The organism is Paraburkholderia phenoliruptrix (assembly GCF_902859825.1).
Taxonomy (GTDB): domain Bacteria; phylum Pseudomonadota; class Gammaproteobacteria; order Burkholderiales; family Burkholderiaceae; genus Paraburkholderia; species Paraburkholderia phenoliruptrix.
In genome coordinates this window covers 509,531-525,736 of the sequence record NZ_CADIKB010000001.1, presented here as the reverse complement: position 1 = coordinate 525,736, position 16,206 = coordinate 509,531, and the positions used below count along the sequence as shown (strand labels likewise).

At 65.7% G+C, this 16,206-nt stretch carries 15 protein-coding genes; 5 read left to right on the top strand and 10 right to left on the bottom strand.

The features are described 5' to 3' along the window. The first annotated feature begins 199 nt into the window (after nucleotides 1-199). A complete protein-coding gene (locus tag HV711_RS02405) occupies nucleotides 200-1,582 on the top strand; it encodes a DUF6513 domain-containing protein (protein ID WP_035480727.1) in 1,383 nt (460 codons plus the stop codon). Nucleotides 1,583-1,673: 91 nt separating this feature from the next. Here HV711_RS02405 and fba read toward each other — a convergent pair whose 3' ends face one another. The 7 genes from fba to HV711_RS02370 all read right to left on the bottom strand — a co-directional run bounded on the left by fba (nucleotide 1,674) and on the right by HV711_RS02370 (nucleotide 10,030). Further along, nucleotides 1,674-2,711 carry a class II fructose-bisphosphate aldolase gene (fba, locus tag HV711_RS02400; protein ID WP_035480726.1) on the bottom strand — a complete coding sequence of 346 codons (1,038 nt, stop codon included), beginning with the start codon at nucleotides 2,709-2,711 and terminating at the stop codon, nucleotides 1,674-1,676. Nucleotides 2,712-2,751: 40 nt separating this feature from the next. Continuing rightward, nucleotides 2,752-4,812, bottom strand: coding sequence for a transketolase (gene tkt / locus HV711_RS02395; RefSeq protein ID WP_028359700.1), 2,061 nt, complete (start codon nucleotides 4,810-4,812; stop codon nucleotides 2,752-2,754). A 52-nt stretch (nucleotides 4,813-4,864) separates the two neighbouring features. After that, nucleotides 4,865-5,737, bottom strand: coding sequence for a phosphoribulokinase (locus HV711_RS02390; RefSeq protein WP_035480722.1), 873 nt, complete (start codon nucleotides 5,735-5,737; stop codon nucleotides 4,865-4,867). Between the two features lie 78 nt (nucleotides 5,738-5,815). Further along, nucleotides 5,816-6,931: a class 1 fructose-bisphosphatase gene (locus tag HV711_RS02385; protein WP_035480745.1), complete on the bottom strand. Its 1,116-nt coding sequence runs from the start codon at nucleotides 6,929-6,931 to the stop codon at nucleotides 5,816-5,818. A gap of 25 nt (nucleotides 6,932-6,956) precedes the next feature. Beyond that, nucleotides 6,957-7,955 carry a CbbX protein gene (cbbX, locus tag HV711_RS02380; RefSeq protein ID WP_028359698.1) on the bottom strand — a complete coding sequence of 333 codons (999 nt, stop codon included), beginning with the start codon at nucleotides 7,953-7,955 and terminating at the stop codon, nucleotides 6,957-6,959. 3 nt (nucleotides 7,956-7,958) lie between these two features. Then, on the bottom strand, nucleotides 7,959-8,387 hold the full coding sequence (locus tag HV711_RS02375; RefSeq protein ID WP_013590482.1) for a ribulose bisphosphate carboxylase small subunit: 429 nt from the start codon (nucleotides 8,385-8,387) through the stop codon (nucleotides 7,959-7,961). Nucleotides 8,388-8,530: 143 nt separating this feature from the next. Then, the gene (locus tag HV711_RS02370) at nucleotides 8,531-10,030 is read right to left on the bottom strand and encodes a ribulose-bisphosphate carboxylase large subunit (RefSeq protein ID WP_013590483.1); all 1,500 of its coding nucleotides are present in this window, start codon (nucleotides 10,028-10,030) and stop codon (nucleotides 8,531-8,533) included. Between the two features lie 442 nt (nucleotides 10,031-10,472). Here HV711_RS02370 and pqqA point away from each other — a divergent pair, with 442 nt between their 5' ends. The 3 genes from pqqA to HV711_RS02355 all read left to right on the top strand — a co-directional run bounded on the left by pqqA (nucleotide 10,473) and on the right by HV711_RS02355 (nucleotide 12,128). Next, nucleotides 10,473-10,547, top strand: coding sequence for a pyrroloquinoline quinone precursor peptide PqqA (gene pqqA, locus HV711_RS33770; protein WP_013342881.1), 75 nt, complete (start codon nucleotides 10,473-10,475; stop codon nucleotides 10,545-10,547). Nucleotides 10,548-10,646: 99 nt separating this feature from the next. Further along, nucleotides 10,647-11,231, top strand: a complete 585-nt coding sequence (locus tag HV711_RS02360; RefSeq protein WP_013590484.1) for a DUF447 domain-containing protein — start codon at nucleotides 10,647-10,649, stop codon at nucleotides 11,229-11,231. A 150-nt stretch (nucleotides 11,232-11,381) separates the two neighbouring features. Further along, nucleotides 11,382-12,128, top strand: a complete 747-nt coding sequence (locus HV711_RS02355; protein ID WP_035480718.1) for a (5-formylfuran-3-yl)methyl phosphate synthase — start codon at nucleotides 11,382-11,384, stop codon at nucleotides 12,126-12,128. Nucleotides 12,129-12,295: 167 nt separating this feature from the next. Here HV711_RS02355 and HV711_RS02350 read toward each other — a convergent pair whose 3' ends face one another. From HV711_RS02350 to HV711_RS02340, 3 genes are all read right to left on the bottom strand, one after another. Next, nucleotides 12,296-12,886 carry an amino acid kinase family protein gene (locus HV711_RS02350; protein WP_014972040.1) on the bottom strand — a complete coding sequence of 197 codons (591 nt, stop codon included), beginning with the start codon at nucleotides 12,884-12,886 and terminating at the stop codon, nucleotides 12,296-12,298. A gap of 75 nt (nucleotides 12,887-12,961) precedes the next feature. Beyond that, nucleotides 12,962-14,122, bottom strand: coding sequence for a hydantoinase/oxoprolinase family protein (locus HV711_RS02345; protein WP_035480716.1), 1,161 nt, complete (start codon nucleotides 14,120-14,122; stop codon nucleotides 12,962-12,964). Continuing rightward, nucleotides 14,119-15,207 carry an ATP-grasp domain-containing protein gene (locus tag HV711_RS02340; protein WP_035480713.1) on the bottom strand — a complete coding sequence of 363 codons (1,089 nt, stop codon included), beginning with the start codon at nucleotides 15,205-15,207 and terminating at the stop codon, nucleotides 14,119-14,121. The genes HV711_RS02345 and HV711_RS02340 overlap by 4 nt, the downstream gene beginning before the upstream one ends. 13 nt (nucleotides 15,208-15,220) lie before the next feature. Here HV711_RS02340 and HV711_RS02335 point away from each other — a divergent pair, with 13 nt between their 5' ends. Next, nucleotides 15,221-15,967 carry a HisA/HisF-related TIM barrel protein gene (locus HV711_RS02335; RefSeq protein ID WP_035480708.1) on the top strand — a complete coding sequence of 249 codons (747 nt, stop codon included), beginning with the start codon at nucleotides 15,221-15,223 and terminating at the stop codon, nucleotides 15,965-15,967. Nucleotides 15,968-16,206: the final 239 nt, after the last annotated feature.

Here is a 16,206-nt window from a genome sequence, read left to right as displayed (position 1 = left end):
CACGCACGCCTTGGGGCGGCCCGGCGCGTACTGATATGAAACCACCCCCATGCTCCCTGCGATCGCGGCCCCCCGAGGGGGCGTCAGTACGCTTGGGGCGGCCCGGCGCGTACTGACATGAAACTACCCCCATGCTCCCTGCGGTCGCGGCCCCCCGAGGGGGCGTCAGTACGCTTGGTGCGGCCCGGCGCGTACTGACATGGACCACATCGTCTTCCTGACAGGCCGGCTCGCCGAGAAGAGCCTCATGCGCGTGCTCGACGGCATGGCGCCCACGCCCTTCAGCTGGGAGATCCGCGAAATCGGCCTGCAGGTTGCCGCGCTCATGACCGCGGACATGATCCGACGCCGCGTGGCGGCGCCGCTCGCGGCGCAGCGCGTGATCGTGCCGGGGCGCTGTCGCGGCGATCTGGCGGCGCTCAGCGAACATTACGGCGTGCCGTTCGAACGCGGACCGGAAGAAGTGAAAGACCTGCCGCAGTTCTTCGGCCGCGAGGCGAAACCCGTCGACCTGTCGCGCTATGAGACGGACATTTTTGCGGAGATCGTCGATGCGCCGCGCCTTAATCTCGACGGCATCGCCGCGCGGGCCCGCGATTATGCGTCGCAAGGCGCGGACGTGATCGACATCGGCTGCCTGCCCGAAACGCCGTTTCCACACCTTGAAGATGCCGTGCGGCGCCTGAAGGCCGAAGGCCATCGGGTCAGCGTCGATTCCATGCGCACCGACGAGCTGCTGCGCGGCGGCCGCGCAGGCGCGGACTATCTGATGAGCCTGAATCTCGACACGCTGTGGATCGCCGACGAAGTGCCGTCCACTCCGATTCTCGTCGCACGCGATCCGCGCGACCCCGCGTCGCTCGACGCGGCCATCGACCTTCTCACCGCGCGAGGCCGCGCGTTTCTCGCGGACCCGATTCTCGACCCGATTCCGTTCGGCCTCGCGACGTCGATTGCACGCTATGTGCGGCTGCGCGAGCGCTATCCGGATGTGGCCATCATGATGGGCATCGGCAACGTGACCGAACTGACCGAGGCGGACACGAGCGGCATCAACGCGGTACTGCTCGGCATGGCAGCGGAACTTCGCGTGAGTGCCGTATTGACGACCTCGGTGAGCCTGCACGCGCGGCGTGCGGTTCGCGAGGCCGATGTCGCGCGCCGTGTGATGCACGCCGCGCGCGAGGCGCAGGTGTTGCCTAAGGGCATCAACAGTGACCTCGCAACCGTTCATGCGAAGCGCCCATTTCCCTATAGCCCGGAGGAGATCAACGAATTCGCACGCGACGTTCGTGATCCTAACTTCCGCGTTCAGGTCAGCCACGACGGCATTCACGTCTATAACCGCGACGGCCACCTCAAGTCTGCCGATCCGTTCGCGCTTTATCCGGACCTGCATCTCGAAGCCGACGGCGGCCACGCGTTCTACATGGGCGTGCAGTTGGCGCGCGCCGAGATTGCATGGCGCCTCGGCAAGCGCTTCGACCAGGACCAGCCGCTCGACTGGGGTTGCGCACTCGAGCGGCCGGAACAGGACCTGTCGGCATGGTATGCGCCCGGCGAGACGCTGAAAAAACGCTGAAATTCCGGTGGCTTTACACTCTGTGTGAAGCCGCCGCGCGCAATCACTGCGCTTGCGGCAGCCGCTTCGCCGCATGACGTCCTCCTCGCGGTCAGTGATAGCGGCGCGCCATCGCCTCAAGCGGCAGCGGCCTGATGCGCGGCGCCTGCCCCGCGCACCCGAACGCCTCGAAGCGCTCCACGCACACGCTGCGCGCCGCGGCCGTGGCTGCCTTCAACGCGGCGCGCGGATCGAACTCGGCGCGCGCATTCGCCATCGACTTGCGCATGGCGCCGCTCATCGCGAGCCGGATGTCGGTGTCGATGTTGACCTTGCGCACACCGTGCGCAATGCCGCGCTGAATTTCCTCGACGGGCACGCCATAGGTCGCCGGAATGTCGCCGCCGTATTCGCGGATCACCGCGAGCCATTCCTGCGGCACCGAAGAAGAACCGTGCATCACGAGGTGCGTATTCGGAATCCGCTCATGAATGTCGACGATGCGGTCGATCGCGAGAATGTCGCCGGTAGGCTGGCGGCTGAACTTATAGGCGCCATGCGACGTGCCGATCGCAATAGCGAGCGCATCGACACCGGTTGCTTCGACGAAAACGTGGGCCTCCTCAGGATCGGTCAGCAGATCGTCGCGCGCAAGCTGTCCTTGTGCACCGACGCCGTCCTCCTCGCCGGCCTTGCCCGTTTCGAGCGAACCCAAACAGCCCAACTCCCCTTCAACCGACACCCCGACCGCGTGCGCCGCTTCCACGACGCGCCGGCTCACGTCGACGTTGTAGTCATACGTGGCGGGCGTTTTCTGATCGGGCAGCAACGAGCCGTCCATCATCACGGAGGTAAAGCCGGAGCGGATTGCCTGCTGACACACGGCCGGACTCGCGCCGTGATCCTGATGCAAGACGAGCGGAATGTCGGGATGCGCCTCGAGCGCGGCCAGCACGAGGTGGCGCAGATAAGGCTCGCCCGCATATTTGCGCGCCCCCGCGGACGCCTGCAGGATCACAGGGCTCGCGGTTTCCTCCGCGGCCTGCATGATCGCGTGGATCTGCTCCATATTGTTGACGTTGAACGCGGGCACGCCGTAGCCGTGTTCGGCCGCGTGATCCAGAAGCTGACGCAGTGCGATGAAGGCCATTGCAAACTCCCCAAGGACAGTTGAAATGCTGTGGTGCCGCTTATGCGGGGCGCCGCACGACGCGACACGCTTCGTCCGCCACGGCCCGCGCCGTCAGCGCGAAATGTTCGAACAGCGCGGCAGCGGGCGCCGACTCGCCGAATGTGTCGATACCCACCACGCCGCCTTCCAGACCCACGTACTGCCGCCAGAACGCGCGCACGCCGGCTTCCACGGCCACGCGCGGCACACCCGGCGGCAGCACCGTATCGCGCCAGTTGTCCGGCTGGCGGTCGAATACGCTTGTGGACGGCATGGAAACGACGCGCGCCGCGATGCCTGCTTCGGCGAGCAGCGCCCTTGCGTCGAGAGCCAGCGATACTTCGGAGCCCGTAGCAATCAGCACGACGCGCGCCGGTGGCTCGCGGCCCGCAGCGTGGGATGCATCCGGCCAATCCCGCAACACATAGCCGCCTCGCTCTATTGCGTCGATCCGCGCGCCGTCGCGCGTGACGAACGGCAGGTTCTGGCGGCTCAACAGCAGACATGACGGCCCCTCGCGCTCGATCGCGCTTGCCCATGCGCGCGCGGTTTCCACGGTATCGCAGGGACGCCAGACGTCGAGCCCGGGAATCAGCCGCAAGCTCGCGGCGTGCTCCACCGACTGATGCGTCGGCCCGTCTTCGCCAAGCCCGATCGAATCGTGCGTGAACACGAAGATCGAGCGTGTCTTCATCAACGCGGCCATGCGCAGCGCGTTGCGCGAGTAGTCGGAAAAGGTCAGGAACGTGCCGCCGAATGCAATATGCCCGCGATGCAGCGCGATGCCGTTGATCACCGCGCTCATGCCGAACTCGCGCACCCCGTAGTGCAGATAGTTACCCCATTGCAGGCCCATCGCGTTGGCGTGAACGTCGACCGCCGCCTGCCAGTCGGTCAGGTTCGAGCCTGTCAGATCCGCGGATCCGCCGAGCAGTTCCGGCAGCGCGCGCGCAAGCAAAGCAATGGCCTGCTGGGACGCCTTGCGTGTCGCGATGGATTGCGCCGCGCTGTCGGCATCGCGCAGCATGGCGCGAACCGTATCCCGCCAATGCGCGGGCAGCGCACCCTGTGTCCTGCGCTCGAATTCGGCGGCTTCGAGCGGATAGTGCTCGCGATACGCTTCGAAACGGCGCCGCCAGTCGGCTTCGGCCGCCTCGCCGCGCGCACTCGCATCCCACTGCGAGCGCACTTCCTCGGGAACGGCGAACGGCGGATAGCTCCAGCCGAGCGCGCGCCGCGTATTCGCGACCTCATCCGCGCCGAGCGGTGCGCCGTGCACGTCGTGGGTACCGGCTTTGCCGGGCGAACCTTGACCGATCACCGTGCGGCAGCAGATCAGCGCGGGCCGCTCGGCCGCGTGCGCCTCCTGCAGCGCACGGTCGACGGCGTCGGCGTCATGGCCGTCCACGTCGCGCACCACATGCCAGCCATAGGCGGCGAAACGCGCGGGCGTGTCGTCGTTGAACCACTGCGCGACATGGCCGTCGATGGAAATGCCGTTGTCGTCATACAGCACCGTCAGCTTGTCGAGCTTCAACGTGCCCGCGAGCGACGCAGCCTCATGCGAAATGCCTTCCATCAGACAGCCGTCGCCCGCGAACACATACGTGCGGTGATCGACAATCGTATGCCCGGGCCGGTTGAACTCGCGCGCGAGCAGCGCCTCCGCGAGCGCCATGCCGACCGCGTTGGCGAGCCCCTGGCCGAGCGGGCCGGTCGTCGTCTCCACGCCGGGTGTCACGCCCACCTCGGGATGTCCCGGCGTTTTGCTGTGCAATTGACGAAAGCGTTTCAACTCGTCAATCGGCAGATCGTAGCCGGTGAGATGCAGCAGCCCGTACAGCAGCATCGAGCCGTGTCCGTTCGACAGCACGAAGCGGTCGCGATCGGGCCATGCGGGATTGCGCGGATTATGCTTGAGATGCCGGTCCCACAGCGCGACGGCGATCTCCGCCATGCCGAGCGGCATGCCGGGGTGGCCCGACTTCGCCGCTTCGACGGCGTCGATGGCGAGCATGCGCAGCGCGTCGGCCATCAGGCGGGTTGGCGGTAAGGCAAGCGATTGTGCAACGGCGCTCATCGAATCTCTCCTTCGGAAACTGAAGCAGTTCTTTCACGTAGAGCCGCGCTCCTTACGCTCGCGAGCGCCGGTCGATCAGTTGCAGAATCATCGGCGTGAAGATCAGTTGCATGGCGAGGCCCATCTTGCCGCCAGGTACCACGATCACATTCGGGCGCGACATGAAGGAGTCGTGCAGCATGGTCAGCAGATACTGAAAGTCGATGCCCTTCGGCCGTGCGAAGCGGATCACGACAAAGCTCTCGTCCGGCTGCGGAATCTCGCGCGCAATGAACGGATTTGACGTGTCCACCGTCGGCACGCGCTGGAAATTCACATGCGTGCGCGAAAATTGCGGACAGATGTAGTTCACGTAGTCGGGCATGCGCCGCAGGATGGTATCGACCACCGCTTCGTGCGAATAGCCGCGCATGGTCTGATCGCGATGCAGCTTCTGGATCCACTCCAGGTTGATGATCGGCACCACGCCGATCAGCAGATCCGCATGCCGCGCAATATCGACGGTGTCGGTCACCGCCGCGCCATGCAGCCCTTCGTAGAACATCAGGTCGGTGCCGGGCTGCACGTCCTCCCACGGGGTGAACGTGCCGGCGTCCTGCTGGTAAAGGCGCGTTTCCATTTCATCGTGCACATAGTGCCGAAACTTGCCGGTTCCGCTTTCTCCATAGCTTGCAAAGAGTGCCTCCAGTTCTTCGAGCAGATTAGCTTGCGGCCCGAAGTGGCTGAAGTTCGGCACGCCGTCGCGCTCGTGCTGTTTCATGGCTTCGCGCATGCCGTGACGGTCGTAGCGATGAAACGCGTCGCCTTCCACAATCTGCGCGTTGATCTTTTCGCGCCTGAAAATATGGGTAAAACTTTTCATCACGGTCGTGGTGCCGGCGCCGCTCGAACCGGTCACCGCGATGATCGGGTGTTTGACTGACATGCGCTTGTCTCCGGATAGTAGTGTTCGGTTCGGCCGCGCTTCGCGAATCTCCATGCCGTGCGCCCCGGCTGCGCGCAATCAGGCAGTGAAACCCGGCAGAAAAAGCGAGCGCCGGCCAAAGAGCGGCGACGTGAAGGGCTGATCCTCGCCTCGATCGTATTCGCCGTGATAACGGCCAATGCGCTCGACTTCGTTGCGTGAGCCGAGAATCACCGGCACTCGGCCATGCAGCGTATGCGGCACGACGTCGAGAATGCGCTCGCGGCCCGTAATGGACAGACCGCCCGCCTGCTCGACGAGAAAGCTCATCGGGTTCGCCTCATACAGCAGCCTCAGGCGCCCTTCCATGCCGGGCGTCTTCGAGTCGCGCGGATACATGAACACGCCGCCGCGCATCAGGATGCGATGCACCTCGGCGACCATCGAGGCGATCCAGCGCATGTTGAAGTCCTCGGCACGGCAGCCGGTGCGCCCGTCCTTGCATTCCTGCACGTAGCGCCGCACCGGCGGCTCCCAGAAGCGTTCGTTCGACGCGTTGATCGCAAACTCGGCCGTATCCGCGGGAATGCGGATATTCGAATGCGTCAGCACGAAATTGCCGATGTCGCGCTCAAGCGTGAAGCCATGCGTGCCGCTGCCGACCGACAGCACGAGCATGGTCGACGGACCATAAATCGCATAGCCGGCCGCGACCTGCTCGCGGCCCGGCCTCAAGAACGACGACTCGCTGACCGGTTCGCGCCTGGCAGCGGAATCATCGTCGATATGGCGCAGCACCGAGAAGATCGAGCCCACCACACCGTTGATGTCGATGTTCGACGAACCGTCGAGCGGATCGAAGGCGAGCAGATAGTCGCCGCGCGGGTAGCCTGGCGGAATCGTGTAGACGCGCTCCATTTCCTCGGAGACCATCGCCGCGAGCAGACCGTCCCACTCGCAGTGCTGCACGAAGACTTCGTTGGTCGCAATGTCGAGCTTCTTCTGCTCCTCGCCGTGCGTGTTGATGCTCTGCGCCGAGCCGTAATGGCCGCCCAACGCGCCCTTGGTGAGCATCGCCGAAATCGACTTGATGGCCGCGGCCACGTCGATCAGCAACGCGGAGAGCCCCGCGTTTTGCACGATTCCCGCCGTGCAAGGCTGGCGGTCGAGCGTGTCGATCAGAAACTTCGAAAGGGTCGTGCGTCCGTCTTGCATGGCGATCTCCTGAGGTTGTTCTGTTTCAGCCTGGCGGCGCCGCGGCGGCGTGCCGTGCGCCGGGCGCGTCGGCGTTTGACGCGTCAGCGCTTGCGGCATCGTCCAATGCACCGGTCGCGTCAGCTCGCGCAAGCGGCTCGGCAAATACGCGGCTCGCGCGAATGTCCCCGGCGGCGATCAGCGTCAAGGCGGCCGCATCGATCGGCGCGCCGCCTTCCATCGCCTTCGCGAAAAGACGGTTGGCCTGGCGCAGCCGCGAGCGGTCGAGCGCATTGCGCACAGAGCGCGCATTGGCAAAATTCGGCTGACGCGTGCGCAACGCGAGGTAGTCCGCGAAAGCACGCCGCGAGTCGTCGTCGAAGCGGTAGTGCATCGCCGCGAGCATGCGCTCGGCAATCTCGATCAATTGCGCGTGGCCGTAATCGGGAAACGTAATGTGATGCGCAATGCGCGAGCGAAATCCCGGGTTGCTCTCGAAGAACACTTCCATGCGCGACGCGTAACCGGCCAGAATCACGACCAGGTCGTCGCGCTGGTTTTCCATGGTCTGCAGCAGGATTTCTATGGCCTCCTGACCATAGTCGCGTTCATTCTCGGGACGGTACAGGTAATACGCTTCGTCGATGAACAGCACGCCGCCCATCGCGCGCTTGAGCACATCGCGCGTTTTCGGCGCGGTGTGGCCGATGTACTGGCCGACCAGATCGTCGCGCGTCACCGAGACAAGATGATTGCGGCGAATGTAGCCGAGCCGGTGCAGCACCTCGGCCATGCGCAGTGCGACCGTCGTCTTGCCGGTGCCCGGATTGCCGGAGAAACACATATGCAGCGTGGGCGCGCCGCTCGCAAGACCGAGCGATTCGCGCGCACGCTCGACGAGCAGATGCGCGGCGATTTCGCGAATGCGGGTCTTGACCGGCGCGAGCCCGACGAGATCGCGGTCCAGTTCCGCGAGCACCTCGCCGATGCCCGAGTCGCGATACAGCGCGGCGAGATCGATATTCGGCGGCAGCGCGAGATTCATGGCTCAGCGCTCCGTACCGTAGCGTTGGCCGGCGGGCCGCTCGCTCGCGTAACCCGCCAGCCCGTAACGTTGCACGCGCCCAGGCCCATCCTCGCGTGTTAGGCGGAAGCCCGGCTCGTCGCGTGGGCGATTCACGATGAACGACAGGCGCATCGTCTCGAAGCCGCGCACCGAGTCGAACGCATTGATCTTGATGTAGTGATCGGGCCGAGCCGCGCGGCAGGCTTTCACTTCCTGCAGCACGCCTGCTGCGTCGTGCAGGTCGAACATCGGCAGGCCCCACATTTCCCAATAGGTATTGCGCGGGTGCGGGTCGTCGGTGAATTCGACGGAACAGGCCCAGCCCTGGCTCAACGCATAGTCGATCTGCAGACTGATTTCCTCGTCGGTCAATTCAGGCAGGAAGGAAAACGTACCCTGTGTAATACGCATGACGTACCTCGCGATTGATTGACTGCCATGTTCAACGGCGCACACGGTCTCACGCGCAGTGGGTCGCCACTGCTGCAGACCTGCACGTTGAAACTTTCGACGCCGCGTTAAGTGATTGGAGCAGCTAAAGTCATTGGAATCATTTAAGCCGCGGTCGGCGTCGCCGCGAAATCCGGCGAATCAGTCGACGCGTAGTTGAAAGTCACGTCGCGCCATGTGTCGAGCGCCTGCTTGAGCGGCCCGCACCAGCGCGCCGCGGCTTCCAGGATGTCGGGCCCTTCGTGGCGGATGTCGCGCCCCTCGTTGCGCGCCTTCACCATCGCTTCGAGCGCGACGCGATTCGCCACGGCGCCCGCCTGAATGCCGCCGGGATGACCAATGGTGCCGCCGCCGAACTGCAGAATCGCGTCGTCGCCGAACAGTTCAAGCAGTTGATGCATCTGTCCCGCGTGAATGCCGCCGGAGGCCACCGGCATCACCTTGCGCAAACCGGCCCACGGCTGATCGAAGAAAAGGCCGCGCGACAGGTCCACTTCGTTGCGCGCCTCGCGGCACACGTTATAGAAGCCCTGCACCGTCAGCGGATCGCCTTCCAGTTTGCCGACTGCCGTGCCCGCATGCGCGTGATCCACGCCCGCCATACGGAGCCACTTCGCGATTACACGAAACGAAATGCCGTGATTGCGCTGGCGCGTGTAGGTGCTGTGTCCCGCGCGATGCAGGTGGAGAATCATGTCGTTCCTGCGCGCCCAGCGTCCCATCGACTGAATCGCGGTCCAGCCGATCACGAGGTCGATCATCACGATGCATGAACCCAGTTCCTTTGCGAATTCCGCGCGCTCATACATGTCTTCCATCGTGCCGGCGGTTACGTTCAGGTAGTGCCCTTTCACTTCGCCGGTTTCGGCTTGCGCGCGGTTCACCGCTTCCATCGAAAAGAGGAAGCGGTCGCGCCAGTGCATGAACGCCTGCGAGTTGATGTTTTCGTCGTCCTTCAGAAAATCGAGGCCGCCGCGCAAGCCTTCGTATACGACGCGGCCATAGTTCTTGCCCGACAGGCCCAGCTTCGGCTTCACCGTTGCACCGAGTAGCGGCCGCCCATACTTGTCGAGCCGCTCGCGTTCCACGACGATGCCTGTCGGCGGTCCCTGAAAGGTCTTCAGATAAGCAACAGGTATGCGCATGTCTTCGAGACGCAGCGCTTTCAGCGGTTTGAAGCCGAACACATTGCCGATGATCGATGCGGTCAGGTTCGCGACCGAGCCTTCCTCGAACAGATCCAGTTCATACGCGATGTACGCGAAGTACTGCGGCTCGCCCGCGTTGGACGCAGGCACCGGATCGACGCGATACGCTTTGGCGCGATACATGTCGCACGCGGTCAGCCGGTCGGTCCACACCACGGTCCAGGTGGCCGTCGACGATTCGCCGGCCACCGCCGCGGCCGCTTCCTCGGGCTCCACGCCCGGCTGCGGCGTGATGCGAAAAAGTGCGATCACGTCCGTGTCTTTCGGCGTGTAATCCGGTTGCCAGTAGCCCATCTCGCGGTACTTCATGACACCTGCGGCATAGCGCTCGCGGGGATCGCCTGCATTGCGCGGCTTGTGGAGGGACTCGATCGCCGGTTGGCTGAAATCGTTCATGACGTATCCTCGATGGTGGTCAGGCGCGCTGCCGGAAACACGAAGCGCTTGTGTGCACTGTAGGCAAGGCGGCCATGAACGGGAATTCACGATTTTATTTGGCAGACTTAATCGATCCGTTATTCATCGCATATCGCGGGGCGGGGTTTTGGCAGGTACAGCGACACGCCTGTTGCTCGACGCCCGCGAACGGCCGGCCCGCGAACCAGTCCTAAGTGACACCCGCACCAGGGTCTTTCGCGCGGGGTGGCACACTTTGCTGCATTATCGGAACAGTGCGCCGCATGAAATGCCGCCGGATTCTTCGCGCGGCGGCGCATCGACTGCGAGCAGTGCCGTCGCAGGTCCGGCACGAAGCTTGCGTAGTCCACCATGCCCATGAAGTCCGGCATCGGGCCGGGCCGACGGCATGACGCTGATTCAACCGATGGAGGAAGCATCTATGCAATGGACGACTCCGAGCTACACCGATATGCGTTTTGGTTTCGAAATCACGATGTATATCGCTACGCGTTAAGCCCGCATGGGCCGCGTGATGCGGCCCCTCTGCGGACCGATTGGTAATCGTCAGCAACACGGGCGGCCCGAAGCGCTGCCACGACACGCGTTCCCATCCATGATCCACGAAACGATCGTCACTACTGCAGCGTGCGATGGCCGTCCTCATGTCGCGCCGATGGGAGCCCGCTACGAGGGCGAGTTTGTCATCCTGTCGCCTTTTCGCCCGTCCGTCACGCTCGACAACATTGTCGCCACGCGTGCGGCGGTGCTTAATTTCACGACCGATGTCCGCGTGTTCGCGGGTTGCGTCACGCATTGCGCAACCGACTGGCCGACGCTCGCCGCGAGCCGCGTCGCGAGCGTGAGGCTCGTCGAATCGCTCGCGCATGCCGAGCTCGAACTGCACGAATTGCGCGACGATAGCGAGCGCCCCGTGCTGCGCATGAAATGCGTGCACCGCGAAACGCATGCGCCGTTCACCGGGTTCAATCGCGCGCAGGCAGCCGTCGTCGAAGGCGCGATTCTCGTGAGCCGGCTTTTCATGCTGCCCGCGGACAAGGTGGACCGCGAGATGGCCTATCTGCAGATCGCGATCGACAAGACCGCCGGCGAGGCCGAACGCACCGCGTGGGGCTGGCTCACGTCGGCTATCGCGCGGCACCGCGAGCGGTCTGCGGCGCCCGGCGGGCGGGCTGCTTAGTTGGCTGCTTAGTTGGCTGCTTAGTTGGCTGGTCGTTTGGCTGCTCGTTTGGCGGCCAGGTTCGGCGCCCGGTCTGCTGTTCAGGTCTGCCGCGAAATTCCTCATTGCCCTGCTTTTCCCCGTTTTTTCCCCTCTTTTCGGAGAACACCGATGACGGCATTGCTGGCGAGCGTGCGCTCGCACGACGAAGCGTTGGACGCCGCCCGCGCCGGCGCGGACCTGATCGACCTGAAGGAGCCGAACACGGGCGCGCTCGGCGGCGTGTCACCCGGTGACATCGCGCGCATTGTCCGCGAGCTTCGCGCCCGCTATCCGGTCAAGCCGATCAGCGCGACGATCGGCGACCTTCCGCCCGAAGCGCTCGATGACATCGCCGCACGCGTGATCGATGTGAGCGACACCGGCGTCGATTACGTGAAAGTGGGCGTGACGCCCGGCCCGGCCGCACGCCGTTGCCTCGAACAACTGGCAACTCTGCCGGCAACCGTCGTCCCCGTACTGCTATGCGACGGCGGCATGGACGGCGAACTGGTCGAGCATGCGGTGTCGCTCGGTTTTGCGGGCTTGATGTTCGACACCTCGGCCAAAGACGGCAGCACGCTGTTCGATCACGTGGACGGCGACTCGCTTGCACGCTGGCTGCGGCTCGCGCGAGTGCGCGGCGCGATGGGCGGCCTCGCGGGCTCGCTCGGCTGGGCGCAGCTTCCGCAGATCCGCGCGCTGGCGCCGGATGTGGCGGGGTTCCGCACAGCGTTGTGCGTCGATGGCCGGCGCTCGCGGCTCGATCCCGAGCGCGTCGCGCAATGGGCGCAAGCGCTGCATAGCCGCGCGGGCGGTGTTCGTGCTGCGGGCAGCGCGACGGGTTCGGTCGCGACAGGGAGTGCAATACCCGTGTAGAAATTGCGGGCGCTTCGCTCCAGGCGCTCTCGCGCGCCTCGCGCGTGGCTAGCGGGTGCTTATCGGGCGCATTGCACGCGCATTGCCCGCGACAGGCGCGCCCGCCCTCCTTTGCGACGCATGCTGCCGCGGCCTCATCACTTCACGGCCGCCAGCGCACCTTCCCTTCAAATCACCGGCGTATTCAACAGCCGGTCGCGCATCAATTCGACATTGTCCTTGTTGAAAAGCTCGACCACGTAGTTGGCTTCATTCACGTAATCGACGAAGCGGCGGTCCACCACGCCCGCGGCCGCGAGCGTGTCGAGCCGCTCGTTGCCCGCTATCGGACACGACTTCACCACGATCAGCCGCTCGGCGTTGAGCATGGTCGAGAGCCAGGCGGCGAGGCTGTCCGAGGTCGTGTCCCAGTTGCTCATCGCGTCGGGCGTGTCGCGCATCAACGCCGTCGGCACCCACACGGCGACATGGCCGTCGCGCAGCGCGCGGCGGATCTTTGCCTCGCTCGACGCAAGCACGAGTTCGGGCAGCACGCCTTGCATGAGGAGCGCGTACTGGGTCATCGCCAGCAGACACATGTTGTGTGCGGCGAGATCGTCGAAACACCATTCGCTCTGGTATTGCCGCACCTTGTCTGCGAAATCGCCGCCGCCCGGGACGATGACGATGCGCCCGCCCCCCACCTCGCACAGCTCCATGAGCCACTGGCGCAGCGCCGGCTCGTGACTCAGGCTGCCCCCGATCTTGACCACCCACATGATCGTTGTCCTCGTTTGCGATTAACCTCGTTTGCTTGTCCGCGTCCCTGCGTGTTCGCTGATGCGCTTGCCTCCTTACGCCGTCCGAAACGCCGCGTCCGCGTGATGAGCCCCCTCGCCGGCCTCGACATGACGCGTCGCTGCAAGCAACGCCACCGCGATGCTCGGCGCACAGGTCGCCGCCCAGTCGTCCCGGTCGGCTCTCTCTGCCCCTGCTGCCGCACCTGGCCCTTCTGAACAGCCCGCCGCCAGCGCCCCGAAATCAAGGTAACCGCGCGCCTCCTCCCGCGCGAGCGCCGCCACGAGAAACCGTCCACAACCGGCGCCCACGAGCGGCGCGGCCGCCAGATCGGGATGCGCGGCCGTCACGCGCATCAGGTTCGCGCCGATCTCGCGCAACTGCAGTTCGCGCCAGCGCAGCGCAAACGCGCGCCATTCGGCGGGACTCGTTTCATGCGCGTCGCGGCCGATCATCCGCGCAATCCGCCTGCGGCTCGCCAATTCGGTCTTCGGGCCATTGTCGGCGCTCGGGTACAGGTCGTATTGCGGCGCGAGTTCGCCGGTGAGCCGGTAGATGTCGGCCGTGGTCGCGAACCATTCGTTCATGACATTGACCGCCGCGCCGCCGAATTCGACGCGCCGCGCGATCCCGCACAGCGGCGTACGCACCACGCCCTGATAGACGAGCTCGCCGGTCGCAAGGCGCCCGGCATCGGTCGATGCGCGCGCAACCACACGGCCGTCGGCAATCGGAATGATGTCGGTGGTCGTGCTGCCGATGTCGACCAGCAGCGCGTTCGGCACGCGCGTCGCGACCCAGCACGCGGTAGCGAGCCAGTTCGCCGAGGCGACGCTGCGCCAGCCGGCGGCGCAGGTCTCGGACGTCAACCAGCCGGCGTCGCCCGCATAAAAAGCGACGCGCGGCCCGAGCCGCTGCGCGAGCGCCGCGGCAATCGCGCGCACGCCTTGCGCGCGGTCCTCGAACAGGTCGACCATCTCGCCCGTCATCGTCACGGCATGGCGCGCCGCGTAGGTCTTCGCGACCGGCCAGCGCTCGAAGACGAGATCGATCGTGCGTTCGAGATGTTCGAGGCCCTGCCACAACGGGCACGCCCACTGAGCGACATCGAGGACGCCGCCGCCCGCGCCGGTCACCGACACCTTCACGTGCGCGCCGCCGACGTCCCAGCCGAATACCGGCGAGCGGCCCATGGATTCCATGCGAGGTGCGTTCATGGCTGTGCTCCGCAAGCGGACTGAGTTTCGAAGGCGCGCGCCGCCGCAGCGGGCGGCTCGCCGGAGTCACGCGTTTGCGCGGACTCGCGCGCCCGAATGCGCACGCCGTGCGCCGCCAGCAAGCTCGCCGACAGATTGCGCCCAAGCGCGGCAGACAGCCCCGCGTACGCGACCGTCAGGCGCGGATTGACCTCGATGACGACCGGCCCGCGCAACGGATGCCACACCACGTCGATTCCGGCGAAGCCGCGCAGCCCCGGTAGCGCCTTCGCGACGCGCTGGGCGAGCTCGCCGAGCGCCTTGCCCTGGTCGCTTGCCCTGTCGACCTGATTGACCGTCACGCCGTCGAATTCGACGATGCTCGCGTGCAGCCCCGGCCCTTTGCTTTCGGACAGACCGATCCGTTGCCGGTTGATGCTGACGAGTTCGACTCGCGCGCCGTCGCAGATCAGCGAAAGGCTCAGCGGCTCGCCGTCGACCCACGCCTGCAGCACCGGATTGCGCGCGGCCGCCGCGCGCGCGTCGTATTCGGCACACGCGTAGCTGAAATCGTCGAATACGAAGGTGTCGAGGCCGCCCGCGCCGTCGTCCGGCTTGACGACCCACTTGCTGTCCGTGTAGGCCGCCGCCTCGCCGGGCTCGATGGCCGGCGTCGTCGCAATGCCGTGCGCCGCGAGACACGCGGCAGTCGCGCTCTTGCTCGACGCGACGCGGATCGCCTCCTTCGCGCAACCGAGCCAGCGCGCCGCGCCGACCGCGTCGTAAAGATGCAGCAGCAAGCCGTCGCATTCGGGCGCGACGATCCACGCATAGTCGTGCTCGCGAGCCGCGCGCGCGACAAAGGCCGTCATCGATTCGCCGGGCGCGGCCCTACAATGAGCAAGCGCCGGATCGACATTTTCGAAGCGCGAACTCGCAAAGCTCACGTCGATACCGTCGAGCTTGCGCAGATCCGCGACGAGCGCGTCGCGCATCACACGGCCTTCGACGATCAGCGCGCTCAGGTCCGCCAGACTCCCCGCGTCGGCCAGCGCGGGGTCGATGCCGCCGCCGGTGAGATACTCGAAGACAAAGATCTTGGTCAAAGGATGCGCCCCTATGCAGGTGATACCGGTTCTCGATCTGCTCGACGGCCACGTCGTGCGCGCCGTGCGCGGCGAACGGGCCGCTTATCTGCCGATACGTTCGTCGCTGGCCGCCGGCAGCGAGCCGCTTGCCATCGCCCGCGCGCTGCTCGCGGCCAGCGGCGCCCGCACGCTCTATATCGCCGACCTCGGCGCCATCCTTCAGCAGCGCGCTCACGTGGAAACGCTCGCTGCGTTGCGCGCCGCGCTGCCCGGCATCGACATCTGGCTCGACGCGGGTTATGCCGACTCCCCGTCGATGCAGGCGCTGTTCGCGCGCATCGACGGCAGCGGCCCGCCCGCGCCGCACGCCGCCGCGACGCTCGTGCCGGTCTTCGGCACGGAATCGCTGCAAGACATTCGTGCGCCGCGTGCCGCGCAAGCCGCGGGCTTCTCGCCGATCCTCTCGCTCGACCATCGCGCGGGCCGGCTGCTCGGCGCGCCCGACCTTCACGATGGTGCCGGGCCCGCGCGCACGTGGTGGCCGCGCCGGGTCATCGCCATGACGCTCGACCACGTCGGCAGCTACGACGGCCCGGATCTCGTGACCTTCGAACACATTCGTGCCAACGCGCCCGCCGATACCGAGGTGATCGGCGCCGGCGGCATCCGCGATTCCGATGACATGGCGGCCGCGGCGCGCACCGGCGCAAGCGCGTGGCTTGTGGCGTCCGCGCTGCACGACCGCCGCATCGGCATCCCGCTCGCCGCATCGACGTAGGCCAGCAAAACAAGTTCTATGCCAATCGGCGGATAACGGGTCGCGGTAAACCACCGGCGAGCTTTATCGCCCTTTGGCAAGCCGCGCGTGACACTCTGCTCCAGAACGACACACAACCTGTGCGCTGCGCCAGACTGACGCAGTGGCGCGGCGGTACAGCGTCGACCTGGCGCAGCGCACCGGCACGCGCTGCCCATCACGTGCAATGGTTTAAGCGCGGCATCACATTGACGCGCCCC